This is a genomic window from Streptomyces sp. NPDC126499, assembly GCF_040302485.1.
Classification (GTDB): domain Bacteria; phylum Actinomycetota; class Actinomycetes; order Streptomycetales; family Streptomycetaceae; genus Streptomyces.
Genome location: NZ_JBEOUO010000002.1, coordinates 308,615 through 331,778, shown reverse-complemented (window position 1 = coordinate 331,778; position 23,164 = coordinate 308,615). Strand labels below are relative to the sequence as shown.

At 73.7% G+C, this 23,164-nt stretch carries 20 protein-coding genes and 1 pseudogene; 8 read left to right on the top strand and 13 right to left on the bottom strand.

Going from position 1 to position 23,164, the window contains the following annotated elements; translation table 11 throughout:
* Nucleotides 1-368: 368 nt before the first annotated feature.
* Entirely contained in the window at nucleotides 369-809 is a 441-nt protein-coding gene (locus ABTZ91_RS04170) for a hypothetical protein (RefSeq protein ID WP_352075564.1), read from the top strand.
* 42 nt (nucleotides 810-851) lie between these two features.
* On the opposite strand, the gene ABTZ91_RS04165 is transcribed toward ABTZ91_RS04170, so the two are convergent.
* Entirely contained in the window at nucleotides 852-2,036 is a 1,185-nt protein-coding gene (locus ABTZ91_RS04165) for a S8 family serine peptidase (RefSeq protein ID WP_352075563.1), read from the bottom strand.
* Between the two features lie 504 nt (nucleotides 2,037-2,540).
* Nucleotides 2,541-3,737 (bottom strand): MFS transporter, encoded by a 1,197-nt coding sequence (locus ABTZ91_RS04160; protein WP_352075562.1) that lies wholly within the window; start codon nucleotides 3,735-3,737, stop codon nucleotides 2,541-2,543.
* A 160-nt stretch (nucleotides 3,738-3,897) separates the two neighbouring features.
* Between ABTZ91_RS04160 and ABTZ91_RS04155 the strand changes: the two genes are divergently transcribed.
* Nucleotides 3,898-4,698, top strand: a complete 801-nt coding sequence (locus ABTZ91_RS04155; protein WP_352075561.1) for a hypothetical protein — start codon at nucleotides 3,898-3,900, stop codon at nucleotides 4,696-4,698.
* Nucleotides 4,699-4,900: 202 nt separating this feature from the next.
* On the opposite strand, the gene ABTZ91_RS04150 is transcribed toward ABTZ91_RS04155, so the two are convergent.
* The 4 genes from ABTZ91_RS04150 to ABTZ91_RS04135 form a co-directional block, all read right to left on the bottom strand.
* The gene (locus tag ABTZ91_RS04150) at nucleotides 4,901-5,692 is read right to left on the bottom strand and encodes an ABC transporter permease (RefSeq protein ID WP_352075560.1); all 792 of its coding nucleotides are present in this window, start codon (nucleotides 5,690-5,692) and stop codon (nucleotides 4,901-4,903) included.
* Nucleotides 5,689-6,717: an ATP-binding cassette domain-containing protein gene (locus tag ABTZ91_RS04145; RefSeq protein WP_407077887.1), complete on the bottom strand. Its 1,029-nt coding sequence runs from the start codon at nucleotides 6,715-6,717 to the stop codon at nucleotides 5,689-5,691. Before ABTZ91_RS04145 ends, ABTZ91_RS04150 begins: the two co-directional genes overlap by 4 nt.
* A 138-nt stretch (nucleotides 6,718-6,855) precedes the next feature.
* Nucleotides 6,856-7,698, bottom strand: a complete 843-nt coding sequence (locus tag ABTZ91_RS04140) for a DUF4097 family beta strand repeat-containing protein (protein ID WP_352075558.1) — start codon at nucleotides 7,696-7,698, stop codon at nucleotides 6,856-6,858.
* Between the two features lie 145 nt (nucleotides 7,699-7,843).
* Nucleotides 7,844-8,368 (bottom strand): hypothetical protein, encoded by a 525-nt coding sequence (locus ABTZ91_RS04135; protein WP_352075557.1) that lies wholly within the window; start codon nucleotides 8,366-8,368, stop codon nucleotides 7,844-7,846.
* Between the two features lie 431 nt (nucleotides 8,369-8,799).
* Between ABTZ91_RS04135 and ABTZ91_RS04130 the strand changes: the two genes are divergently transcribed.
* Both ABTZ91_RS04130 and ABTZ91_RS04125 read left to right on the top strand, forming a co-directional pair.
* Nucleotides 8,800-10,287: a hypothetical protein gene (locus tag ABTZ91_RS04130; protein ID WP_352075556.1), complete on the top strand. Its 1,488-nt coding sequence runs from the start codon at nucleotides 8,800-8,802 to the stop codon at nucleotides 10,285-10,287.
* Between the two features lie 608 nt (nucleotides 10,288-10,895).
* Nucleotides 10,896-11,345, top strand: coding sequence for a DUF4383 domain-containing protein (locus ABTZ91_RS04125; protein ID WP_352075555.1), 450 nt, complete (start codon nucleotides 10,896-10,898; stop codon nucleotides 11,343-11,345).
* Nucleotides 11,346-11,467: 122 nt separating this feature from the next.
* On the opposite strand, the gene ABTZ91_RS04120 is transcribed toward ABTZ91_RS04125, so the two are convergent.
* The 5 genes and pseudogenes from ABTZ91_RS04120 to ABTZ91_RS04100 form a co-directional block, all read right to left on the bottom strand.
* Nucleotides 11,468-11,740, bottom strand: a complete 273-nt coding sequence (locus ABTZ91_RS04120; RefSeq protein WP_352075554.1) for a DUF397 domain-containing protein — start codon at nucleotides 11,738-11,740, stop codon at nucleotides 11,468-11,470.
* A 58-nt stretch (nucleotides 11,741-11,798) separates the two neighbouring features.
* Nucleotides 11,799-12,233: an STAS domain-containing protein gene (locus ABTZ91_RS04115; RefSeq protein ID WP_352075553.1), complete on the bottom strand. Its 435-nt coding sequence runs from the start codon at nucleotides 12,231-12,233 to the stop codon at nucleotides 11,799-11,801.
* Between the two features lie 82 nt (nucleotides 12,234-12,315).
* A complete protein-coding gene (locus tag ABTZ91_RS04110; RefSeq protein WP_352075552.1) occupies nucleotides 12,316-12,714 on the bottom strand; it encodes an ATP-binding protein in 399 nt (132 codons plus the stop codon).
* A gap of 124 nt (nucleotides 12,715-12,838) precedes the next feature.
* Nucleotides 12,839-14,000 (bottom strand): annotated as a pseudogene (locus tag ABTZ91_RS04105) (RNA polymerase sigma factor).
* 1 nt (nucleotide 14,001) lies between these two features.
* Nucleotides 14,002-14,415: a YciI family protein gene (locus ABTZ91_RS04100; protein ID WP_352075551.1), complete on the bottom strand. Its 414-nt coding sequence runs from the start codon at nucleotides 14,413-14,415 to the stop codon at nucleotides 14,002-14,004.
* A gap of 198 nt (nucleotides 14,416-14,613) precedes the next feature.
* Here ABTZ91_RS04100 and ABTZ91_RS04095 point away from each other — a divergent pair, with 198 nt between their 5' ends.
* Both ABTZ91_RS04095 and ABTZ91_RS04090 read left to right on the top strand, forming a co-directional pair.
* The gene (locus tag ABTZ91_RS04095; protein WP_352075550.1) at nucleotides 14,614-15,516 is read left to right on the top strand and encodes a Rieske (2Fe-2S) protein; all 903 of its coding nucleotides are present in this window, start codon (nucleotides 14,614-14,616) and stop codon (nucleotides 15,514-15,516) included.
* A 343-nt stretch (nucleotides 15,517-15,859) separates the two neighbouring features.
* On the top strand, nucleotides 15,860-16,468 hold the full coding sequence (locus ABTZ91_RS04090; protein ID WP_352075549.1) for an ATP-dependent Clp protease proteolytic subunit: 609 nt from the start codon (nucleotides 15,860-15,862) through the stop codon (nucleotides 16,466-16,468).
* A 57-nt stretch (nucleotides 16,469-16,525) separates the two neighbouring features.
* On the opposite strand, the gene ABTZ91_RS04085 is transcribed toward ABTZ91_RS04090, so the two are convergent.
* Together ABTZ91_RS04085 and ABTZ91_RS04080 are read right to left on the bottom strand one after the other, a co-directional pair.
* Entirely contained in the window at nucleotides 16,526-17,449 is a 924-nt protein-coding gene (locus ABTZ91_RS04085; protein WP_352075548.1) for a uracil-DNA glycosylase, read from the bottom strand.
* Between the two features lie 52 nt (nucleotides 17,450-17,501).
* Nucleotides 17,502-20,795, bottom strand: coding sequence for an ABC transporter substrate-binding protein (locus ABTZ91_RS04080; protein ID WP_352075547.1), 3,294 nt, complete (start codon nucleotides 20,793-20,795; stop codon nucleotides 17,502-17,504).
* 275 nt (nucleotides 20,796-21,070) lie between these two features.
* Between ABTZ91_RS04080 and ABTZ91_RS04075 the strand changes: the two genes are divergently transcribed.
* Together ABTZ91_RS04075 and ABTZ91_RS04070 are read left to right on the top strand one after the other, a co-directional pair.
* Nucleotides 21,071-21,274: a cold-shock protein gene (locus tag ABTZ91_RS04075; protein ID WP_030069301.1), complete on the top strand. Its 204-nt coding sequence runs from the start codon at nucleotides 21,071-21,073 to the stop codon at nucleotides 21,272-21,274.
* Between the two features lie 94 nt (nucleotides 21,275-21,368).
* Nucleotides 21,369-23,066 carry a DEAD/DEAH box helicase gene (locus tag ABTZ91_RS04070; protein ID WP_352075546.1) on the top strand — a complete coding sequence of 566 codons (1,698 nt, stop codon included), beginning with the start codon at nucleotides 21,369-21,371 and terminating at the stop codon, nucleotides 23,064-23,066.
* The last annotated feature ends 98 nt before the right edge of the window (nucleotides 23,067-23,164 follow it).

The following is a 23,164-nucleotide window of genomic DNA, read 5'->3' as shown; positions in this document are numbered from 1 at the left end:
AGCGTCGTCCGTGAAGGAGCGGCGAAAAGCGTTTCCGGCCCTGACTCATGCGTGATTTTCGGGGACGAACGGCTCCCGTCCGGTGGTCGAGACGTCGTCAAGGTCAGGAACGACTCTCGGCACCGAAGATCGAGCCTAGGAGGTTCTAGTTCATGTTTCGAACGAGTGTCAAGTGACCCCCGCCGCATGCGGGAAACACTTGCTCCGGCGCGCGCGCACGGTCTCGAAGACCGTTTCCGGCCATCTTTGAGTTGTGTCTGGCATATCCCGCGGGGGTTCGGCGTAGGCTGCCTGGCGACCTGGTACCGACCGACCGGGACCGACCGGGAGACCGAACCGGAAGACCGACCTGAGGAAGGGCAGCGCCGATGACGCTCACCGTGGGCGGGCGGGTGAGGCTGGTGACCGACCTCGTGCTGGCCGGGTCGGTCACCCTCGCCGAAGGGTCCCCCGCGGAGAAGGAGGCCGTCGCCGGCTCGCTGGCGCTGGCCGCGGGCGTCCGGGGCCTCGTGGAGCGCGTCAGGGAGCCGGAGCAGCCCCCGGAGGTGCGCGAGTACGTCCGGCTGAAGTCGCTGCTCGACGACTACGGCCCCCAGATGCCTCCGGGCAGCCGGGGGCGGCTGGAGGAGGAGGTCGCGTCGCTGGAGGCGGAGTGGCGCGCCTTCCGGGAGCGGGCGCCCCGCGTGACGGTGCGGGTCCGCCTCGACAACGGCTTCGTGCTCGACGACGTGCCCGGCGACCTCTTCACCTCCGACATCGCCGACACCCCCGACACCACGTCCGACACCACCCCCGACACCTCCGGCTGACCGGTCCCACCGGGAGGAGCGAGCAGGGCCCGTGCCCGGCCGTCAGGCCTTGTTGGTGAAGAGCAGCCGGTTCGGGGAGGACGGGCCGATGGACGTGACGACGTCCTTGGTGGAGCCGTCGCGGATCCAGGCGGCGACGTCGGCGCTGGACGCCTTCGGGTTGGCCGCGAGGAAGAGGGAGGCGACGCCCGTGACGTGCGGCGCGGCCATCGAGGTGCCGTCGTGCGCGACGCTGCCGCCGCCCAGTTTGGCCGAGAGGATGTTCTGGCCGGGGGCGTAGACCGACAGGCAGCGGCCCCAGTTGGAGAAGTGGGTCTCCTCGTCGTCCGCGTTGGTGGCGCCCACGGTGAGCGCGCCGGTGGCGCTCGCCGGTGAGACGTCGCAGGCGTCCACGGCGCTGTTGCCGGCCGCGACGACCGGCAGCACACCCGTCGCGTACAGGGCGTCGGTGGCCGCGTTGACGGCCTCCGACCGTTCGCCGCCGAGGGAGATGTTGGCGACGGCCGGCCTCACGGCGTTCTTCGCGACCCAGTCGATGCCGGCGATGATGCCGGCCCAGTCGCCCTTGCCGTCGCAGCCCAGCACGCGCACGCTGACCAGGGACGCCTTGCGGGCGACGCCGTACGTGCGCCCGCCGACCGTGCCGGCCACGTGCGTACCGTGCCCCTGGCAGTCCGCGCCCCTGCGGCCGTCGCCCATGGCGTCGAAGCCGAAGGCCGCGCGCCCGCCGAACTCCTGGTGCCGGTAGTCGATGCCGGTGTCGAGGACATAGGCCCGCACGCCGGCGCCGTTGCCGGAGGTGGTGAACCGCTGGTCGAGCGGCAGCTGTCGCTGGTCGATCCGGTCGAGCCCCCAGAGCTCGGTCGGGACGAGCGCCCGGCCGCCCTCCTCGTACAGCGTGGCCTGCGCGTTCTGCTCCACACCGGTCGCCAGCGGGGAACGGCGCACGAAGTCGAGCTGCGCCTCGGTCAGCGTCGCCGAGAAGCCGGAGAACACGCTGCCGTACGTGAAGGCGGCCTTGCGGAGCAGCGGGACCTTCGACACGAACGCGGCCGCGTCCGTGCCCGCCTTCAGGGTCACGATGTAGCTGTTCGGGATCGGTACGCCGGAGGCCGCGGTGACCGGGATCGGCGGCCGTTCCCGGGGGACGGCCACGCCGGGTGCGGCCGAAAGGGAGACGGCGGCCATCGCGATGACGGTCGCGGCACAGCGGGCGAGCTTGCGCATGGGACTGCTCCAGGGTGAGTCGGTGTCGGTGCGGACGGTCGGCCGCTCGGAACGACGGACCGGCGAAACCGGTGACCTGGCGAACCGGGCGCGAACCCCGCGAACCGGACCGGCGGTCGGGGGGTCTTACAGGTCCGGCAGGTCCGGCAGGTCCGGTGGGTCCGGCAGGTTCGGTGGGTCCGGCAGTGCGGTGGTCCGGCAGTGCGGTGGGTCCGGCGGGTCCGGTGGTCCGGCAGGTCCGGTGGTCCGCCGGGGTCCGGGCCGAGGGCCACTCGTGCCTTCGGCACCGCCCCGCCCCTCCCTGAAGGCGGCGGCGTCCACCCGGCCGACCGTCACCCGCTTGGAAAACCGCAGGTCAGGCCAGTCCCGTCCGTTCGCCGACAGGCCGTGAAGAAAGGATTAGTCCTGCTCCGCGCAAGCCCCCTCCCCTGGCTCGCCGCCGTGTCTCCCGATTTCACCCGTAGGTAAGAATCCGGTGGTGCGTGTGCCTGTCCGGGGGACCGTTCAGGCGCGGCGCGCCGGCACCGGTCGCCGCAGGAGGTAGACGGCGGCCGCCGCGACGAGGAGGAGCATGCAGGCGATGAAGACCTGGCCCGCGCCTTCGAGGCCGAGGGGGTCGGCCAGGAGGCCCACGCCGATCACCGGGATCGAGATGCCCGTGTACGCGACCACGAAGAGGGTCGAGATGACCGCTGCCCGCCGGTCCGCCGGGGCGGCCGCGGCGACGCCGGCGAGGGAGGCGCGGAAGGCGAGGCCCTGTCCGACGCCACCGACGAGCGCGGACAGGACGACGAGGGCGAGGAGGTCGGTGTGGAGAGCGGCCGCCAGGAGGAGCAGCCCGGCGAAGAGGACGGCACAGCCGAGAGGCAGGGAGCGCGTCACCCCGACGCGGTCGACGGCCAGTTGACCGGCCGTCGAGGCGAAGAAGGCCAGGGCCACCACCAGGCCGCTGACGGCGTGGTTGTCGACGTGGAGGAAGCGCGCCAGGAAGGCGGGGCTGACCGAGGTGAACACGCCGAACAGGGCGAAGCCCACGAACAACGCGATCGCCGCCGGTACGAACACGGCCCTCGCCCGTGGAGGAAGCGCGGGGCGCCGGGGGCGTACGGCGCTCGCGGGCCGACGGTCCGTCACCGTCTCCGGGAGGCGCAGGAGCACGAGGACCGAGGCCGCCACCAGCACCAGGTGGACCACGAAGGGCAGGAGCAGCGGTCCGGGGGCGTACTCGGCGAGCAGGCCCGCCAGCAGGGGCCCGCAGCCGAGGCCGCCCATGTTGGCGGCCGTCGCCACGAACGTCGCCCGGCGCCCGCCGCCCGGCGGGGCGAGCTCCATGACGTACGCGGTGGCCGCCCCGGTGAACAGACCCGCCGAGAGCCCCGACAGCAGCCGGCCCGCGTAGAGCCAGCCGATGGCGTCGGCGGCGAGGAAGCAGCCGGCGCTCGCCGCCGCGAAGCCGAGGCCCCACAGCAGCGCGGGCCGCCGGCCGACGGTGTCCGAGGCGTTGCCGGCGAGGAGCAGGACGGCGATGACCCCGAACGCGTACACCGCGTACACGACCGTCACCGTCAGCTCGGAGAAGCCGAACTTCTCCTGGTAGAGCGGATAGAGGGGCGTCGGCAGCGTGGTGCCGGCCATGCACACGACGAACACCGCTCCCGCGAGCAGACACCGCGGCCAGCCGCTCCGGCGATCACCATCCATGCCGCCGACCGTAACCCCGGCGGTCGCTCCCGCTCCGGCGGCACACGCCTCCGTACGGGGGTAGCGTCCGGCGACGCGCGGGGACCCGGGACCGGCCGGAGGCACGCACCCCGCCGCGATCCGATGGCATCGACGGCCCGCCGACGGCGAGAATGCGCAGGTGAACTCCCTGCCGCCGCCGCCCGGTCCACGCCCCGCCCCGCCGTCCCCGCCGCCGCCGGACCCGCGGGTACGGGACGTCGCTCCCGACTTCGCCGGCATGCACGCCCTCGTCGCCAACCTGATACCGCCGGCCGGCGCACCGATGCCGGTCGTGAGCGCGCTGGCGACCTCGCGTGAGCTGCTGCGGCACGCCTACTACCGCTACGAGTTCGCGACGGTCGCCGTGACGCATGCCCTGGTCGCCCTGGACCAGGTCCTGGCCGGGTGTCCGGCCGGGCGCGTCGGCCCCGGGCGCGTCGGTCCCGAGCTGGCCGCCGAACTCGACCGCTGCCGGCTGCTGCGCGAACGGCTTGGGCAGGGGGCCGTGTCGAGTGCCGCCCTCGGCCCGGTCCGCGCGGCCGCCATGGTGCGCGCGGTCTTCGACGCCGTCTCACTGCTCCTCGGTCCGCCGACGACGGCCGAACGGCCGGTTGCCGGCGCGGGCGCGGTGGCGGCCGCCGGGGACCGGCTCGCGGAGCTGTGGGAGGAGCACCGGAGCGCGCCGTTTCCCCCGGGCTTCCGCGGCGTGGACATCGAGGGCGTGGAGCTGGTGCTCCTCGACGCCGATGTCGCCGCGCTCGTCCGCCGGGAGCTGGACGGCGGACTCGACGACGACGGCGTCGCGGCCCTGTGGGCGTGCGTGGCCGACCTGGGGAAGGTCGTGCCGCTGATCGACGAGGAATACTGCGCCGCCTATTGCGTACGGCTTCAGGCGATGGCCCGGCTGGCGGCGGCGCGCTCCGTCCCGAGCGCGGTCTGACCCGAGCTCGATCCGCCCCGAGCCTCGTCCGATCCCAGCCCCGTCCGACCCGAGCTCGATCCGCCCCGAGCCTCATCCGACCCGAGCCTCGTCCGATCCCAGCCCCGTCCGACCCGAGCTCGATCCGGTCGGCGGTGAACGCGGGTGGGGCGGCGTACGCCGACGCGGGGTCGGGGTACGCCGCCCTGGCGGCCGTCGGCGGCTACTTCGGCTCGCGGTCGAAGACCGCCTTCGACCAGAAGTAGCCGAGCACGGCCAGGCCCAGGCACCAGCCGGCCGCGAGCCATCCGTTGTGCCCGATCCCGGTGCCGAGCAGGAGTCCGCGCAGGGTCTCGATGGCGGGAGTGAAGGGCTGGTACTCGGCGATCGGCCGGAACCAGCCCGGCATCGCGTCGACGGGCACGAAGGTGCTGGAGATGAGCGGGAGGAAGATCAGCGGCAGGGCGTTGTTGCTGGCGGCCTCGGCGCTGGGGCTGATCATGCCCATGCCGACCGCGATCCAGGTGAGGGCCAGGGCGAACGCGGTGAGGAGCCCGAAGGCCGCGATCCACTCCAGGACGGTGGCGTCCGTGGAGCGGAAGCCGATGCCGACGGCGACGGCTCCGACGAGGACCACGCTGATGATCGACTGGAGCACGCTGCCGATGACGTGTCCGATGAGCACGGAGCCGCGGTGGATCGCCATGGTGCGGAAGCGGGCGATGATGCCCTCGGTCATGTCGTTGGAGACGGAGACCGCGGTACCGATGGTCGTGCTGCTGATGGTCATCAGCAGGAGGCCCGGTACGAGATAGGCGATGTACGCGGAACGGTCGGCACCGCCGCCGCCGATGCCCGCGCTCATCACGTCGCCGAAGATGTAGACGAACAGCAGCAGGAGCGCGATCGGGGTGAGCAGCAGGTTCAGGGTGAGGGAGGGGTAGCGCCGGGCGTGCAGGAGGTTGCGGCGGAGCATGGTGGACGAGTCGCGCACGGCGAGGGACAGGGAGCTCATCGCACGGTCTCCTTCGGCTGGTCGGAGTGGTCGGAGGGGCCGGAGTCGGACCGGCCAGGCCGGTGCGGTCGGCCGGGCTGCTGGGCGCCGGTGAGGGCGAAGAAGACGTCGTCGAGGTCGGGGGTGTGGACGGTGAGTTCGTCGGCCTCGACGCCGGCGGAGTCCAGCCAGTCGAGGATCGCGCGCAGTTCGCGCTGGCTGCCGTCGCTGGGGATCTGCAGCGCCAGTGCCTCGTCGTCGCGCGTGGCCTCGCCCAGCGCGGAGGCGGCGGAACGGTAGGCGCCCGGGTCGGCGAAGCGGAGCCGGACGTGGCCGCCCGGGACGAGTCGCTTGAGCTCGTCGGCGGTGCCCTCGGCGGCGATCCGGCCGTCGTTCAGCACCGCGATGCGGTCGGCGAGCTGGTCGGCCTCCTCCAGGTACTGGGTGGTGAGGAAGACCGTCACGCCGTCGGCGACCAGTTCGCGGATGACGCCCCACATGGTGTGGCGGGAGCGTGGATCGAGGCCGGTGGTCGGTTCGTCGAGGAAGATGATCCGCGGATCGCCGACCAGCGTCATGGCGATGTCGAGCCGGCGCTTCATGCCGCCCGAGTAGGTGGAGGCGGGCTTCTTCGCCGCCTCGGTGAGGTGGAAGCGTTCGAGCAGTTCGGCGGCGACCCGCCGCCCCTCACGCTTGGGCAGGTGGTGCAGGTCGGCCATGAGGAGCATGTTCTCCTCGCCGGTGATGAGGCCGTCGACGGCGGAGAACTGCCCGGTGACGCCGATCGCGGCCCGCACCGCCTGCGGGTCGTCGGCGAGGTCGTGGCCGGCCACCTGGGCGTGGCCGCCGTCGGCGGCGATGAGGGTGGAGAGGATCTTCACGGCGGTGGTCTTGCCGGCGCCGTTCGGGCCGAGCAGCGCGAACACGGTCCCGGCCGGGATCCGCAGGTCGACGCCGGCGAGGACGGTCTTGTCGCCGTAGGACTTGCGCAGGCCGACGGCGGAGACGGCCACCGGTGACGGTCGACCGGGCGTCGGATTGGTCATGGGCATGACAGAAGAAGGCATGGGGTCCTCCCGTTCGGAGGTGAAGGGGCAGGGGGCGGTGGGCGGTCGGAAGGAAGACGGAGGGGAGAGGGGAAGGGAGGGGGAAGGGGAGGACTGTCGGCCCCGGAGGCCGAGGGTTCAGACCGTGGCGCGGCGGATGTCGATGTTGCCGTGCCGGGTGCGGGCCCGGATCCGTACGGTGTCCTCGGTCGCCTCCGGGGCCTCGGTGGCGTCGAGCCGGCTGCGCACCTGTCCGGTGCCCGCGTTGACGTCGAGCCAGGCGGCGGTGCCTTCACGGACGCCGACCTCGATGGCGCCGTAGCTGGTCTCCAACTGCACGGTCCCGGAGGCCACTTCGCCGAGGCGCAGGGTGCCGTGGGCGGTGGTCGCGGTGACCGAGTCCTCGGCGCGGCCGATCTCGATGTCGCCGTGGGCGCCGCTCACCCGCAGCTCGCCGGTCACGGCGCCGACGGTCGTGGTGCCGTGCGAGTTCTTCATCACGGCGGGGCCGTCGAGGAGACCGACGCGCAGACTGCCGGAGCTGGTGGTGATCTCGGCCGGGCCGTCGACCCGGTCCACGGTGATCGAGCCGTGCGACGCGGTCAGGTGCAGCGGGCCGGTGGTGTCGAGGCGGACGTCGCCGGACGAGGTCTTCACCCGGACCTCACCGAGGGGGCCTTCGCCGAGCACCTGGGTCCAGGCGCCGGTGAGCTCGATCCGCGAGTCCGCGGGCAGTTCGACCGTCACGTCGACCACGCCCGTGCGGCCGAACAGGTTGGACTTGGGCGTCCTGATGGTCAGAAGACCGCTCGCGTACGAGACCTCGGTCTGGCCGGCGGTCCGCACGTCCAGGTCCTTCTTCGGATTGCGCGGCTGCACCTCCACGACCGTGTCGGTGCGGTCGCTCGCGACGAACTGGATGGAGCCGGCCTCCACGCGTGCCGTGATCGAGATCGCTTCGGGAGTGTCGAAAGAAGGCATGGTTGTCCCGTCCTCCTGGGTCTTGGGGGCGTCCCCGCTGGTGGGACGTGATGGGGGTCGAGTGCGTGGCGGGTGCGGAGCCGCGCGTGCAGCACCGCGGTAGAAGGGGGGAAGCGGGGCCGGCGGCGGGTGCGCCGGCGTCCCGCTAGCGCACCCAGCCCGCGATGCTCTGTCCGATGGTCCGGGGCTTCTCGGCCGTACGGGGCCGGGTGCCGCCCTCGACGGCGGCGGCCACGGCCCGTACCAGCCAGGCGTTGACCGACAGGCCTTCGAGGCTCGCCGCCTCCTCGGCCCGGGCCTTGAGGTGGGCCGGCAGGCGCAGGTTGACGCGGGCGGTGCCGCCCTCGTCGTCCTTGGCGAGCGCCGTGGCCGAGGCCGCGGGCGGCCCGGCGGGCGCGTCCGGCTCCAGGGGTGCGCCGCCGTCGCCGGGCGGTGGCGTCACCACGAAGTCGGGGTCGAGCCCGCGCAGCCGTACGTCGACCGAGCCGGGCGCGAGCTCACGGGTGATCTCGTCCGTCGCGGCGGACAGCACGTTGAGCATGGTCAGCCGGGCCGCCGACTCCAGCGGAGCGGTCAGCCGCTCGGCCAGCGCGCGTGCTTCGTCGCCGCCGGCTTCGGCGGCCACCGCGAGTTCCCGGCGGAGTGTGTCGACATACGGGGTGAGATCCATGACGTCATCATGGCACCACTATGGCGCCACACGCAAGCCTTCCCAGCACACTTCACGGGACGATCCCACGTGCACCCCCTCCCACCTGGGCAAACGTCGAGTGAAAGCCGCAGGCCACTCTGGCATCACCCTTCCCGCACGAACCGAGCGGCGCCAGACGGCATGATGCGGTGCCAGGTGGTGCCACCAGTTGGCGCCACCTGGCACCGACGGGCATCCCAGGCGCCGAGTGGTGTCGCCGACGGAGTGTGGAGCCGGGGGGCCCGTCCATGTCAGGAGAGTGATTATTCGCTCCGTCGGCCCAGCGAGGGCGGTCCCGGATGGCGCAGCTCGGGCGCCTGCCCCCTAGTAGTGATGAACGCGCTCCTCTGCGCGTCATGATCCAACACGGTGGACCGCCTCACCGGTGTCCACGAATGGAGCACCGCATCATGACCCCCGACCCCTTCGAAAGCAATGTGGCGGACGACGACGCGGGGACCCGGGACACCACCCCAGGGCCCGACCTCCCACCTCTCGCGGGCCGTCTCCCGGATCGCACCGCGCCGCCCGTCCTCGACCAGCAGCCCATAGCCGTGCCCGAGCGGGAACCCGACACCGAGCCGCCCCTCGCGCCACCGACCCTCACGGGCGCACCGGCCGACACCCCGGCCGGCGCGTCGCCGCAGGTGCCGGCGGACGTCCCGGCGGCGGTCCCGGCGGACGCCTGGCCGCAGGCCCCGGCGCCCGTCCCGGCGGACGCATGGCCCGAAGCCCCGGCGCCGGTCTCGGCCGAGACCCCAGCGGTCGCGGCGGACGCCTCGGCGGAAGCCCCGGCACCGAACCCGGCCGAAGCCCCGACGGCGGTTCCGGCGGACGCCTGGCCGGAAGCCCCGGCGCCGGTCTCGGCCGGAACGCCGGCCGGAACACCGGCCGGAGCGCCGGACGAAACCCCGGCAGCGGTGCCGGCGGCCGCCCCGGCGGCGGTTCCTCCTCACACCTCGGCTGAAGCCCCGGTGGCGTTCTCGGCAGCGGTCTCCGACGAGAACGGCGAGGAGGCGATCCGCACCCTCCTGTGGACGGCCGCGACCGAACGGCCGGTGCCGGAGGTCGCGGCGCTGGTCGCCCGCCTCACGGAGACCGGCGAGCTGTCCAGTCCCGCCGACGTGGCGCTCCGTGCCGCCGCCGTGTCCCGACCCCTCGACGAGGTGCGCCAACTGGTGGTCCTGCTCAACGAGTCGGGCTACGACATGCACCAGGCCGAGACCACCCTGCGCGCCGCCGCCGTGGGCCGGCCCATCGAGGACATCGTCGAGCTCGTCAACATCATCGGTGCCGACGGAAGGAGTTGGCGTGCCATGGGTGGCGCCGACGCCGAGGGGCAGCCGGCGGCCGCCCCCGCCGCGAGCAGCGCGCCCCGTGTGGACAGCGCTCCGGCGCCCGTGGTCGAGGACACCCCCAAGCGACTGCGGGGCGCCCTGAAGTCGGCCAGGTCGCCGCTGGACCACGCCCTCGCGTCAGGACCGGGCAGTCACGCGCCCTCCCCCGCGCTGCGCTCGGCGCTGCGCTGGCCGGCGGCCGCCGCGCTGTTCGCCTGCGGTCTGATCCATCTGCCGACGGATGTGGAGGACCTGCGTTCGGCCGGCAGCGCGTCCATGGTGGCCGTCGTGGTCACCGTGTTCTGCCTGGTGTGCGGGGTGTGGCTCGCGGTGCGCGACAGCGCGAGCGCCTGGGCCGCCTCGGCGGCCGGGACGGTCGGCCTCATCGGACTCCACGTCCTGGCCGGCGCGCGCACCGTCGACGTCCTCCAGAGCAGTCTCGGCTCCCGGTTCGCGTGGGCGCAGGCCCTGGCGGTCCTGTGCGGCGCGGCCGTGATCGCCCTGGCGGCCGCGGCACTGCTACGCCATACGAAGGCGACCGGGGCCGCCGACGGCACCTGACGTCCCGGCATCCCGCCGAAGGGGTGGGGCTTCCTCGGAGGCCCCACCCCTTCGGCGTCTCCTGCTTCCTACGTCCCGTCCGCCCCGGCCCGCCGGGCGGCCCGGGGCGCCTCGGCACCCGGCGCCCCAGCACGCGGCCCGGCCCTCAGCGCCAGTGGGTGTGCCCGCACACGCCCCAGCCGTCGCCGCCGGAGCCTCCCGCCGAGCCGCCGCCGGCGCGCGAGCCGGCGCGGCCGCCCGGCCGGTACAGACGGGTGCCGCCACGGGCTCCCCCGTACGGACCGAGGCGGCCGGGGTCCCCGTCGCCGTCCCGGTCCGGCAGACGACGAGCCGGGGGGCGTGACGCGGCACCTCGGGCCCGGTCGGCTTCGCCCGCTCCGGGCCGGCCCGCCGCCGAGGCCGGCCCCCTGCCCCGGCGTGTCCGGGAGCACCGCCCCGAGAAGCGCCATGGCCACCGGTTGCCGCGACCCGCCCCGCCCCGGGCCAAGGGGCGCGTCACCCCACGTGGGTCTGCGGAAGCCCATCCGGCGGCAGGACCGGGCCCGGCATGCATGGACGACGGGCGGGCGGGCAGTCGCCGGGCGCCTCGCCGAGAGAGAGGATTCGCCATGATGACTCGGAGTCGCCCGGCCGCAGGGGCGGCGTCGCCGCTGCGCACGGCCGCGCTTCTGGTGGGCGTCGTGTTCCTGGTGGTCGGCGTACTGGGCTTTATCCCGGGCGTGACGACGAACTACGACGCGATGAAGTTCGCCGAGCACCATTCGGGCGCCGAGCTGTTCGGCGTCTTCCAGGTGTCCGTACTGCACAACATCGTGCACCTGCTCTTCGGCGTCGCGGGCATCGCCATGTCCCGCAGCGCCCCCACGGCGCGGACCTTCCTGGTCGGCGGCGGGGTGATCTACCTGGTCCTGTGGCTGTACGGCCTGCTGATCGACCTGGACAGCGACGCCAACTTCGTGCCGGTCAACAGTGCGGACAACTGGCTGCACTTCGGTCTCGGTCTCGCGATGCTGCTGATGGGGCTGCTGCTCGCCGGCCCCCGCCGCCCGCGCGGATGAGGCGCCTTACGGAAGGCGCCTTCCGTAAGGCGCCTTCCGGAGCCGGATCCCGCCGTGGTCAGGTCCTGCCGTGGTCACGCCCTGTCGTGGTCACGTCCTGCCGTGGTCACGCCCTGCCACGGTCACGCTCCCGTGACAGCGGCGACGTCCATGTGGGCGTCCGTCTGGACGTCCATGTCGAATTCACCGGCCCGCACACCGGCGCAGAAGGCGGCCCATTCCGCGGCCGTGAAGCGCAGGTCGCCGCGCTCCGGGCACTCGGAGTCCCGCAGGGCGACGGCACCGCCGCCCAGTCGGGTCACCTCGACGCAGCCGAGGCCCTGCTCGCGGCTGTGGCGGCTGCGCCACCACACGGCTCGGGTGAGGTTCTGCTCGTACAGCGGTCGCTTGTCCATGGCCCCAGTGCATCCGACGGGATGCCGGCGCGCACCAGCACGGTGACAACCGGGTGAGTCAGGCGAGCCCCGCGCTGCCGCGGTCGAGCGCGAGGTGGAACAGCCGGAGGGTGCCGGTGAGCTCGAAAAGCCGCCGGACCTGGCTGGTCAGCGGGCCGACCAGGACGAGGCGGCCCGGCCCGTAGTGGGCCTTGAGGAGCTCGTGGAGGAAGGTGGAGTCGCCGAAGGTGACCCGCGAGAGATCGAGCAGGATCCGCTCCGCACCGGCGTGCTGGGCATCGGCGAGCGCTTCGCGCAGGGCGCCGACGGTGTCGCTGTCGAACTCTCCGGCCGCGCACAGCAGCCACGTCCCCGCCGAGCCGACGCTCTCGTGCTGCACGCGCGCGCATCCGTCCGGCGTCCGGTAGGTCCGCCGGCCGGAGGACAGGAAGACATCGGGGAGGCCACCGCCCGAGGTGGACCAGAGGTTCCGGTTCGGGTCCGGGTTCGTCATGGGCATCGGCTCCTCCATCCTGCGAGGGTGGAGCGGCAGGGCCGGTCCGGCCCTTCCAGTGTGCGCCGTGCCGGGCCCCGCGTCAGCGGGGCGGGTCGATGTGGGCGTGGATCGTCTTGCCGTGCGCGCCGCCCCGTACGCTCAGGTCGCGGGTGAGATGGGCGACGATGCCCCAGCCGTAGCCGCCCTCCCCCAGCAGGGCGGGCTCCCGGGGACGCGGAGCCTCAGGGCTGTCGTCGCTGACGTCGATGTCGATGCCGTCCGGCCGCAGCGCCAGATCCAGCGAACAGGTGCCGCCCGCGTGCCGTACGGCGTTGGTCACCAGCTCGCTGACCACGATCATGGCGTCGTCCTCCTCCGCCCGGCTCACCCGGTCCCCCGCGAGCAGCGCCTCCTGTGTCAGGCGGTGCACCTCCTGCCGGGCCTGCGCCGCCGCGTGCGGACCGTGGATGTCGCAGTGGCGTCGTACCGAGCCCCCCATGGTGTCCGCCCTCCTCGTCATGTTCCGGGCCTTCTGCCGGGCCTGCTCCGCCTCGCGCTCCTCCGCTCTGCGGTGCCGGGGCGCGGGCTCCTACGGTGCGTCTGCCCACGGAGACGGCCCGAATTCACGGGGCGCCGTCGGCGAGCCGCTGGTTGAGCCGGGCGGCGCGCCGTGTCAGGTGATCGCGTTCGGCGAGGTCGGGGGTCGGGGGCCTTGAGGGCCGCCTCGGCGTACAGCCGGGCCGCGGTCGCGAGGTCGCCCGCGCGTTCGTGGAGGTACGCCGCCACCGCGGTGTGGCGGGGCAGCCGGTCGTCGAGGGCCGCGAGCGCGGCGAGGCCCGCGTGCGGTCCGTCGGCCTCGCCGACGGCCACGGCCCGGTTGAGCCGTACGACCGGACTGTCGGTCAGCCGCACCAGCTCGTCGTACCACTCCACGATCTGCACCCAGTCGGTCTCCTCGGCCGTGCGGGCGTCGGCGTGCAGCGCCGCGACGGCCGCCTGTGCCTGGTACTCCCCCAGCCGGTCGCGGGCGAGCGCGGCCTGGAGGATCTCCACGCCTTCGGCGATCGACGCGGTGTCCCAGCGGGTGCGGTCCTGCTCGGCGAGCGGGACGAGGCTGCCGTCGGGTGCGGTGCGGGAGGCCCGCCGGGCGTGGTGGAGCAGCATCAGGGCGAGCAGCCCGGATACCTCGGGGTGGTCGATCACGGCGGCGAGCTGCCGGGTGATCCGGATGGCCTCGGCGGCGAGGTCGACATCGCCGGAATAGCCCTCGTTGAAGACCAGGTACAGCACCCGCAGCACGGTGGAGACGTCGCCGGGCCGGTCGAGGCGCACGCCGGAGACGGTGCGCTTGGCCCGGCTGATCCGCTGGGCCATGGTCGCCTCGGGCACGAGGTAGGCGCGGGCGATCTGGCGTGTGGTCAGCCCGCCGACGGCGCGCAGGGTGAGGGCGACCGCGGACGACGGGCTCAGCGACGGGTGGGCGCACAGGAAGTACAGCCGCAGCGTGTCGTCGGCCGCCGGCACCGGCCCGGGCGCCGGTTCCTCGTCGACGAGCTCCTCCCGCCTGCGGCGGGCGGCGTCCGACCGGGCCTGGTCGAGGAACTTGCGCCAGGCCACCGTGACCAGCCAGCCCTTCGGATCGCGCGGCGGCTCGGCCGGCCAGACGCGGATCGCCTCGACCAGGGCGTCCTGTACGGCGTCCTCGGCCGCCGCGAAGTCGGCTCCGCGGCGGACGAGGACGGCGAGCACACGGGGTGTGAGGCTCCGCAGGAGGGCCTCGTCCATGTCAGTGGCACTCCGTGATGGTGGGCGGCGCGGCCAGGAACGGGCGCACCTCCAGCCACTCGTGGATCGGCTTGCCGCCCGCCCCGGGGGCGGCGGACAGTTCACCGGCCAGCTCGACGGCGCGTTCGTAGCTGTCGACGTCGATCACCATCCAGCCGGCGATGAGGTCCTTGGTCTCGGCGAACGGGCCGTCGGTGACCGGCGGGCGCCCCTCCCCGTCGTACCGGACCCAGGCTCCCTCCGGGGCGAGCGCCTGGCCGTCGACGTACTCGCCGGTCTTCTCCAGCCGTGCCGCGAAGTCGCTCATGTACCGCATGTGCGCGGAGATCTCCTCCGGCGTCCACTGGTCCATGGGCACGTCGTTGACCGGTGCCGGGGCGCCGCGGTAGTGCTTGAGCAGCAGGTACTTGGCCATGGTGTCTCTCCTCGGTCCTGGTGCGACCCATTGTGGTCGCGCTCAACCCGGGGACGGAGCGGACCGCGGATTCTCGACATCGCCGCCGAGATTTTTTTCGCCGAGTTTTTCGGGGCCCGCCGCGGGAACGTCCGGGCTTCCCTGCCCGCTCCGGACGCGGGGCCGTTTCGGCGCGGCATGTGGGGTGAGACGCCCCGTATGAACACCTTGCGATCCGCCCTGCGGGCGGCCCGGCCTTCGCACGACGGGCCCGGCGCCGTACTGAGGGCGATGGACCGGCTGGAGAAGTCGCCGCGGGCCGACCGTCTGGTGGACACCGTGCGTTCCGCCGTACGGAGCGTCCCGCTCGGACCGGCCCGGGACGCCCTGCACGGGCGCTGGCTCGGCCATCCGGTGCACCCGTTGCTGGTGCAGTTCCCCATCGGCGCGTGGCTGTCCGCCGCCGTCCTCGACCTGCTGCCGGGGCAGCGGCGGGCGGCGGGGCTGCTGGTCGGCGCGGGGCTCGCCGGTGCGGGGCCCGCGGCCGTGGCCGGCTGGACCGACTGGGCGGAACTGCGCCGGCCCCAGATGCGCGTGGGCCTGGTGCACGCGGCGGCGAACATCACCGGCGTGGGCTTCTACGCCGCCTCGCTGGCCGCCCGCTGCCGCGGCCGTCACTGGCGCGGCCGGATGTGGGGCTTCTGCGGCCTCACCGCGATCATGACCGGCGGGGCGATCGGCGGGCACCTGGCCTACCGGCAGGCGTCGGGCGCCAACCATGCCGAGCAGGTTCCGGCGCTCGTGCCGTCCGGCTGGCACCCCGTCGCGGCCCTCGCGGACCTGCCACCGGGCCGGCCGCGACGGGCGCACGTGGGCGAGGTGCCGGTGGTCGCCGTGCGCGTGGGCACGGGCACGGTGCGCGTGCTGGCGGAGCAGTGCAGCCACATGGCCGGGCCGCTCGCGGAGGGCGAGGTCGTGGACGGCTGCCTGGTCTGTCCCTGGCACGGGAGCACCTTCCGTCTGGAGGACGGCTGGAACGTGACGGGCCCGGCCACGGCGCCCCAGCCCGCGTTCGAGACCCGCGTCGTCGAGGGCCGTGTCGAGGCCCGGCTCCGAACCTGAGGACCGGTCCGCCGCCTGGCGCCCGCTGCCTGGCGCCCGCTGCCTGCTGCCCACTGGCTGCTGCCCGCCGTACGCCGCGTGCTGTATGCCGTGTGCCATACGCCGGTGCCGTGCGCCCTCCGCCACCTGACGCCTGACAGCTCACGTCTGACGCCGGCGTCCGGCGTCCGGCGTCCGGCGTCCGGCGTCCGGCGTCCGGGGTCCGGCGTCCGGGGTCCGGCGTCCGGGGTCCGGCGGGGGCACTCCACCCGCTGCTCCGTTCGGTCGCAACGCGTGACGGCCGGGCCCGTCCAGGGGACCCATGCCGGATGACGACGGTCACGACCCCTCAACGGAGGCCGGCATGCGCTCTGCCGCCCAGGACCCGAGCGATCACCACGGCCCCGGCGGCGACGCCGGGGCCACGACCGGAGCCGATGCCGAGGCCGAAGCCGTGCTCCAGCGGCTGCTGCGCCACCGCATCCTCCACATCGCCGCGCCGATCACCGGCGAGACCGCCGACCGCATCACCGCCCAGCTGCTGCTCCTGGACGCCGAGGGAGACCGCCCCGTCACCCTCTACGTCAACTCGCTGGGCGGTTCGCTGCCCGCCGGCATGGCGATCTACGACACGATGCAGCACATCAGGAGCGACGTCATCACCATCGGACTCGGCTACTGCGCCTCGATGGCCCAGTTCCTCGTCGCCGCCGGAACCCCGGGGAAGCGGTACGCCCTGCCGAACACCCGCATGATGCTGCACCTGCCGTCCTTCGTCGACGCCGTCGCCGCCGACAGCGAGGGCACGAGGATCGACGAGCTGCACTACACCAGGAGCCGGATCACGGACCTGATCGCCCGGCACACCGGCCGCGATGCCGAGCAGGTGGCGCGCGACTTCGCCGACGACCGCTGGCTCACCCCCGCCGAGGCGAAGGGCTACGGCCTGATCGACGACACGATGACCGGCTGAAGAACCACCCCGGCGGGCCACTCGGGAACGGTCACGGGGGCACAGCGACCGCAGCGGTCACACGGGAAGGCCGGCCGTCCGCGCCGCCTCCGCGAGGACCTCACGCAGCATCGCCGGAGTGAGGCGGCCGGTGAACACGTTGCGCTGGCTCACGTGATAGCAGCCGAACAGCGTCACCGCGCTCCCCGGTCCCTCCTCCGACGCAGGGGCAGGCGCAGCGCCAGGGCCAGGGGCAGGCACAGGCGCAGGCGCAGGGGCCAGCGTCGTGCGCGCGCCGTGGCCGAACGCCGGGCGCGGCCGGGGCACCTCCCACCCCGCTTCGGTCAGGGCCGCCAGGGTGGCCTGCCAGCCGAAGGCCCCGAGCGCCACGACGGCGCGCATGCTGGGCCGCAGCAGCCGCAGTTCGCGGCTCAGCCAGGGCCGGCAGGTGTCCCGTTCGGCCGGGGTGGGGCGGTTGTCGGGCGGTGCGCAGTGCACGGGCGCGGTGACCCTGACCCCGTACAGTTCGAGTCCGTCGCCGGGGCGCACCGCCGTCGTCTGGGAGGCCAGGCCGAGCTCGTACAGGGTGGCGTACAGCAGGTCGCCGGCCCGGTCGCCGGTGAACATGCGGCCGGTGCGGTTGCCGCCGTGGGCGGCGGGCGCGAGGCCGGTGACGAGCAGCGCCGCGTGCGCGGGTCCGAAGCCGGGCACCGGGCGCCCCCAGTACTCCCAGTCCCGGAACGCGGGCCGTTTCACCCGGGCGGTCTCCTCCCGCCACGCCACCAGGCGCGGACAGGCCCGGCACCGCGTCACCCGGGCGTCCAGATCGTCCAGGGTGCCGGCCTCGGCCGCGGCCCGCTCCGGGCGTTCGTCGTCGTGGTCCTGGTCCCGGCCCTCGTCGTGGTCCTGGCCTTGGTCGTGGTTCTGGTCCTGCTCCTGGCCCTGGCCGTGCTCCTGCTCCTGTTCCTGCTCCTGTTCCTGGTGGTGTTCAGCGCTGGACATGGCGCACCCCGCTTCCCGCCGGCCGGATCGTTCCCGGTGCCGCCCCTGGACGTCACTTCCCGTCGCTGGTACCCAGGGCCTGGAAGTCGAGCATGCCGTATGCCTCGTGCACGTACGCGTTGGTCAGCCGCGGGTTGCGGTAGTTGAGGACCTTCTCGGCCACGACCGGCAGGTAGTAGGCGCCGTCGGCGACCTTGTGGTTGATCTGCCGGACGAGCGCGGTGGCCTCGGCGAGGTCGGTCTCGGCCTTCGCCTCGTCCAGGAGCGCGTTGATGCCGGGGTCGTCGATCTGCGCGTAGTTGGAGTTGGCGGCCGGTGTGATGAGCCGTCCGTCGACGAGGGGCTGCAGGAAGCCGGAGCCGTGCGGGAAGTCGGCGCTCCAGCCGAGCGCCAGCAGGCCGTAACCCTTCTTCCTGATCTCGGCGGGAGAGCCGACCATCTCGAAGAACTCCACGGCGTCCATCTGGTCGATCTCGACGGTGATGCCGACGGCCTCGAGTGCCTGCCGCAGCGCCTCGGCGGACTGGACCTCCTTGGGGCTGGTGTTGCGCACGGCGAACTTGACGCTGAAGCCGTTCGGCCGGCCGCAGGCCCGCAGCTCCGCCTTCGCCTTGTCGCGCCGCGGTGCGCCCGCGGTCAGGCCGAAGGGGTCGTAGGCGTCGGCGCCGGGAACGGTCGGCGGCAGCACGGTGCCCTGCGGGGTGCCGGCGGTCGGGCCGCCTCGCGCGTACTGGAGGGCCTTGGTGTCGGCCGCGTACATGACGGCCTTGCGGCAGTGCGCGTTGTCGAACGGAGCGGTCTTCGACACGAGCGTGACGAACCGTACGTAGCCGTTGTGGGGGGCGTCCGCGTGGGCCCGCAGCTTCTCGTCCTGCATGACCTTGGCCACGGCGCTCGCCGGCAGCCCGCCCTGCCGGGCGTCGAGGTCCACGGTGCCCGAGCCGTCGAGGAGCCGTCCGGCCAGCTCCTCGGCGTTGCCGGTGATGGTCAGCTCGATCCGGTCCGGCAGGGCCTTGCGCACCGGGTCGGTGGCCCGGTCCCAGTTCTCGTTGCGGACGAGCGCGAGCGCCTGCCCCGGCTTGTACGAGGCGAACCTGTACGGGCCGGACGAGACCGGTTTCATGCCGTAGCGGTCGCCGTTGTCGCGCTCACGGGGCACGGGCGCGGCCGCCGTCATGGCCAGCAGGTACGGGAAGCGGGTGTCCGCCCGGGCCAGCCGGAAGACGATCGTCCGGTCGTCCGGCGTGAGCACCGACTTCAGGCCGGTCGCGCTCCTGTCCTTGTACGGCCCCTGGTAGTTCTGGCCCTGGTCCAGTACCTCGGCGAGGTACACGGGGCCGCCGTTGACGACGTCGATGGCGAAGCCGCGCTCGATGCCGTACTTGACGTCCTTGGACGTGATCGGGCTGCCGTCCTCGAATGTGAGGCCGGACTTCAGCCGGAAGGTGTACGTCCTGCCGTCGGGCGAGACCTCCGGCTGGGCCGCGGCCAGATCGGGAACGAGGGCGAGGCCGGCCTTGCCCGGCTTGGCGTCGTACGTCAGGAGCGTGCGGGTGTAGAGGCGCTGGAAGTTCCAGACCCAGCCGTAGTAGGAGCGGGCCGGGTCCCACGAGTCGGCGTCCTCGCTGCTGTGCAGCCGGAGCGTGCCGCCCCTCTTGGCGGACGCGTTGACGACGTTGCCCACGGCGGCGTCGAAGCCGGTGGCGGCGCCGCCGGAGCCGCTCGGGCCGCCACCCCGCGCCTGCTGACCGGACGTGCCCTTGCCCAGGTCGGAGGCGAGGAGGGCGGTGATGCCACCGCCCGTGACGAGGGCCGCGGCGAGCGCGACGGCGACGAGCCGGCGGACCCGGCTCCGGCCGGGGAGCCGGCCGGGGAGCCGCGACGGCGCCGTGGGCCCCGAGGGCGCCTGCCCGGCCGTCCTGTGGGTGACGGGGACCGGCGCGGTGGCGGCCGGCCCGACCGGCAAAGTCGCCGGAGCGGGAGGGGCGGGCGGGGCGTCCGGCGCGGCCGGTGCCGGGTCGGGCCGCTTGCTCAGCGAGATCCGGGGGTCGGGCACGACCGCCTCGGGCGCGGGCACCGACTCCCGTACGGAACCGGACTCGGACGCCGGCTCCCCTGCGGGCTCCCGCGCCGGTACGGGACCTGGCGTGGGCACCGGTACGGGCTCGGACGGGGGTACAGGGCCGGGCTCGGGCGCGGGTGCGGGACCAGGCGCCGACGCGGCCGCGGGCGCCGACTCCGGTACGGGTCCGGGCTCGGGTACACGACCCGCCTCGGGTACGGATTCCTGCGCCGCTGCGGACTCCGGCGCCGCCCCCTGCCCGGGCCCGGGCAGGGGATCCGGCGCGGGCCCGGAATCCGGAGCCGGTACGAGATCGGGCGTCGGCGCCGGAGCCCGTACGGGATCAGGCGCCGGCGCGGCCACCGCGTCCGGCACCGGTACGGGGTCGGAGGCCGCCGGCGTCGTCAGGGCCAGGGCCACCGCCTCGGGCAGCCACGCGGTCGGGTTCGGCAGACCGCCCGCGTACGTCTGCCCGGCCGTCTCGCCGAGCGTCTGCGCGAACTCGGCCAGGAGCTCCGGGACGGTCGGCCGCCGGCCGGGGTCCTTCTCCAGGCACCGGCCGACGAATTCCGTACCCTCGGGCAGCCCGTCGAGCGCGGGCGCCTCGTAGACGGCGCGGAAGTTCACCGAGTGCGGGGAGCCCGTGCCGAAGGGGGCGGATCCGGTGCCCGCGAAGGCCAGGACCGCCCCCAGGGAGAAGACGTCACTGGCCGGTCCGACCGTCGCGCCCGTGATCTGCTCCGGCGACATGAAGCCCGGGGTGCCGATCACCATGCCGGTCTGGGTCAGGACGCTCGCCTCGGAGGCGATCGAGATGCCGAAGTCGATCACGCGCGGCCCGTCGGCGGCGAGCAGCACGTTCGACGGCTTGAGGTCCCGGTGGACGAGTCCCGCGCCGTGGATGGCCTCCAGGGCCTCGACCAGGCCGGCTCCCAGCACGAGCAGCGAGCGCCGGGGCCAGGCGCCGTGGGCGCGGACGGCCGCGTCGAGCGGCATGCCGGGCACGTAGGCGGTGGCGAGCCAGGCGGGCGAACCCTCCGGGTCGGCGTCGACGACGGCCGCGGTGAAGAAGCCCGTGACCCGCCGGGCCAGGTCCACCTCGCGGGCGAAACGGCGCCTGAAGTCGGGATCCTCGGCCAGCTCGGCGCGCACCACCTTCACGGCGACCATGCGGCCGCTGGTGGAACGGCCCAGGTACACCCGGCCCATTCCGCCCGCGCCCAGGCGCGCGAGGATCCGGTAGCGCCCCACCCGCCGCGGGTCCGCCGCCGCCAGCTCTTCCAACGCCGCCCCCTCCCGGCAACCGGTGTCCCCTGCACCCGAGTTCACTCCCGGTTCGCTCCCCCGGGCACCCGTCCGGCGACGATTACATCAGACCCGACGTCCCCGTGTGACGGGTGTCCCTCACACGGGCCCGCGATCTGTGTTAGGGTTCAGGAGTTGCAGTTTTGGTACCCATGAACCCATGTGCGCCTGACGGGAAATGTTTCTCCTGCAGGCGCATTGTTGTTTTTCCGGCATCTCCGGATGGGGCCTCTGCCTACCACGAGGAGATTGTCATGGCACAGGGAACCGTCAAGTGGTTCAACGCCGAAAAGGGCTTCGGCTTCATCGAGCAGGACGGCGGCGGCCCCGACGTCTTCGCCCACTACTCGAACATCGCCACCCAGGGCTTCCGTGAGCTCCAGGAGGGCCAGCGGGTCTCCTTCGACGTCACGCAGGGCCAGAAGGGCCCGCAGGCGGAGAACATCGTCCCCGCCTGATCTTCGGACGCGTGTCCGCTTGCCAGGGGTCCGCACCGTGACGGTGCGGACCCCTGTTTTCGTGTTGCTTCCAGGAAGGCAGATTAAAATCGGGATGTCCCGCAGGCCCCAGAATTCGAACCGGCGCTCGTCATCGTCCTCGCGCCCCGCGTCACCGCCGAGGGAATTCCGCATTCCCGAGACGACGACGCCCGCGCTTCCGCCCGTCGCGGACTTCGCCGCGCTCGACATGCCGGCGGCGCTGACGAAGACCCTGGCGGCACAGGGCGTGACCGTCCCGTTCCCCATCCAGGCCGCCACCCTGCCCAACGCGCTCGCCGGCCGTGACGTGCTGGGCCGCGGGCGCACCGGCTCGGGCAAGACGCTCGCGTTCGGTCTGGCGCTGCTCGCCCGCACGGCGGGTCTGCGCGCGGAGTCCAAGGCGCCGCTCGGCCTGGTGCTCGTGCCCACGCGGGAACTCGCCCAGCAGGTGGCGGACTCGCTGGCCCCCTACGCGACGGCCGTCAATCTGCGGCTCGCCAGTGTGGTCGGCGGCCTTTCGGTGACCAAGCAGGCCGCGACCCTGCGGCGCGGCACGGATGTGCTCGTGGCCACGCCGGGCCGGCTCAACGACCTGGTGGCGCGGGGCGACTGTCTGCTCGGCGACGTACGCGTCACGGTGCTCGACGAGGCCGACCAGATGGCCGACCTCGGGTTCCTGCCGCAGATCACCCAGGTCATGCGGCAGGTGCCGGCCGACGGGCAGCGTCTGCTGTTCTCGGCCACCCTGGACGCCACGGTCGACAAGCTGGTGCAGCGCTTCCTGACCGACCCGGTCGTGCACTCGGTGGACCCGAACGCGGGCGCCGTCGCGGACATGGAGCACCATCTGCTCCACGTCCTGGACGAGACCGACAAGAAGGCCGTGACCACGCGGATCGCGGCGCGTGACGGCCGGGTGATCCTCTTCCTGGACACCAAGCGGGCCGCGGACCGGCTCGCCAAGCGGCTGCTGGCGTCCGGCGTCCGCGCGGCCGCGCTGCACGGGGACCGTTCCCAGTCGCAGCGGACCAGGACCCTGGAGCAGTTCCGGGACGGCCGGGTCACCGCGCTGGTGGCGACGAACGTCGCGGCCCGTGGCATACACGTCGACGACCTCGACCTCGTCGTGAACGTCGACCCGCCGACCGACCCCAAGGACTACCTCCACCGGGGCGGCCGCACGGCCCGGGCCGGCAGCTCGGGCAGCGTGGTGACGCTGGTGCTGCCCGACGAGAAGCGGGACGTCAGCCGGCTGATGTCGGACGCCGGCATCCAGCCGCGCACCACCCGGGTCACCTCCAGTGCCCCCGAGCTGTCCGTGATCACGGGCGCCCGCGAGCCCTCCGGCGTGCCCGTCGTCCTGGAGGTCCCGCAGCCGGCCCAGCCGAAGGCGTCCTCGTCCCGCCCCTCGCGCAGGAAGGGTGCCGCACGCGGCACCGGCGCGGCGTCCGGAGCCGGCGCAGGTGCAGGTGCAGGTGCCGGTACCGAAGGTCAGGGCACGCCGGCGAGCCGCCGCCGCAGGACCGGTGCGGGCCGCCCGACGGCGGCCGGGACCGAGACCCGCGAGCGCGGCGGTCAGGGCGCGCAGCACGGGCAGCGCACACAGGCCGGACAGAGCGGCCAGCCTACGCAGGCCGGGCAGAGCGGGCAGCGTACGCAGGGCGGCCAGCGTGGCCAGGGCGGACAGTCCGGTCAGCGTACGCAGGGCGGTCAGCGTGCCGCCCAGGGCGCGCGGGCCGGGCGGAACGGCCGGCGCGGCGGCACGTCCTAGATCTCGAACGCCGTAGGCGAGCTGTTCATGTCGCGTTCGACCGGCGGTGCATGCTTCGGCCGGAGCTCTTCACGCTCCGGCCGAAGCATGTGCGCGAC

What these genes read in the sequence shown, in the direction of transcription:
- ABTZ91_RS04140 (WP_352075558.1), bottom strand. Translation starts at nt 7,698, where the DNA reads ATGCCTTCTTTCGACACTCCCGAAGCGATCTCGATCACGGCACGCGTG.
- ABTZ91_RS04085 (WP_352075548.1), bottom strand. Translation starts at nt 17,449, where the DNA reads ATGTCCAGCGCTGAACACCACCAGGAACAGGAGCAGGAACAGGAGCAG.
- ABTZ91_RS04135 (WP_352075557.1), bottom strand. Translation starts at nt 8,368, where the DNA reads ATGGATCTCACCCCGTATGTCGACACACTCCGCCGGGAACTCGCGGTG.
- ABTZ91_RS04075 (WP_030069301.1), top strand. Translation starts at nt 21,071, where the DNA reads ATGGCACAGGGAACCGTCAAGTGGTTCAACGCCGAAAAGGGCTTCGGC.
- ABTZ91_RS04160 (WP_352075562.1), bottom strand. Translation starts at nt 3,737, where the DNA reads ATGGATGGTGATCGCCGGAGCGGCTGGCCGCGGTGTCTGCTCGCGGGA.
- ABTZ91_RS04090 (WP_352075549.1), top strand. Translation starts at nt 15,860, where the DNA reads ATGCGCTCTGCCGCCCAGGACCCGAGCGATCACCACGGCCCCGGCGGC.
- ABTZ91_RS04100 (WP_352075551.1), bottom strand. Translation starts at nt 14,415, where the DNA reads ATGGCCAAGTACCTGCTGCTCAAGCACTACCGCGGCGCCCCGGCACCG.
- ABTZ91_RS04130 (WP_352075556.1), top strand. Translation starts at nt 8,800, where the DNA reads ATGACCCCCGACCCCTTCGAAAGCAATGTGGCGGACGACGACGCGGGG.
- ABTZ91_RS04095 (WP_352075550.1), top strand. Translation starts at nt 14,614, where the DNA reads ATGAACACCTTGCGATCCGCCCTGCGGGCGGCCCGGCCTTCGCACGAC.
- ABTZ91_RS04125 (WP_352075555.1), top strand. Translation starts at nt 10,896, where the DNA reads ATGATGACTCGGAGTCGCCCGGCCGCAGGGGCGGCGTCGCCGCTGCGC.
- ABTZ91_RS04070 (WP_352075546.1), top strand. Translation starts at nt 21,369, where the DNA reads ATGTCCCGCAGGCCCCAGAATTCGAACCGGCGCTCGTCATCGTCCTCG.
- ABTZ91_RS04145 (WP_407077887.1), bottom strand. Translation starts at nt 6,717, where the DNA reads ATGACCAATCCGACGCCCGGTCGACCGTCACCGGTGGCCGTCTCCGCC.
- ABTZ91_RS04165 (WP_352075563.1), bottom strand. Translation starts at nt 2,036, where the DNA reads ATGCGCAAGCTCGCCCGCTGTGCCGCGACCGTCATCGCGATGGCCGCC.
- ABTZ91_RS04110 (WP_352075552.1), bottom strand. Translation starts at nt 12,714, where the DNA reads ATGGGGGGCTCGGTACGACGCCACTGCGACATCCACGGTCCGCACGCG.
- ABTZ91_RS04115 (WP_352075553.1), bottom strand. Translation starts at nt 12,233, where the DNA reads ATGACGAACCCGGACCCGAACCGGAACCTCTGGTCCACCTCGGGCGGT.
- ABTZ91_RS04170 (WP_352075564.1), top strand. Translation starts at nt 369, where the DNA reads ATGACGCTCACCGTGGGCGGGCGGGTGAGGCTGGTGACCGACCTCGTG.
- ABTZ91_RS04150 (WP_352075560.1), bottom strand. Translation starts at nt 5,692, where the DNA reads ATGAGCTCCCTGTCCCTCGCCGTGCGCGACTCGTCCACCATGCTCCGC.
- ABTZ91_RS04120 (WP_352075554.1), bottom strand. Translation starts at nt 11,740, where the DNA reads ATGGACAAGCGACCGCTGTACGAGCAGAACCTCACCCGAGCCGTGTGG.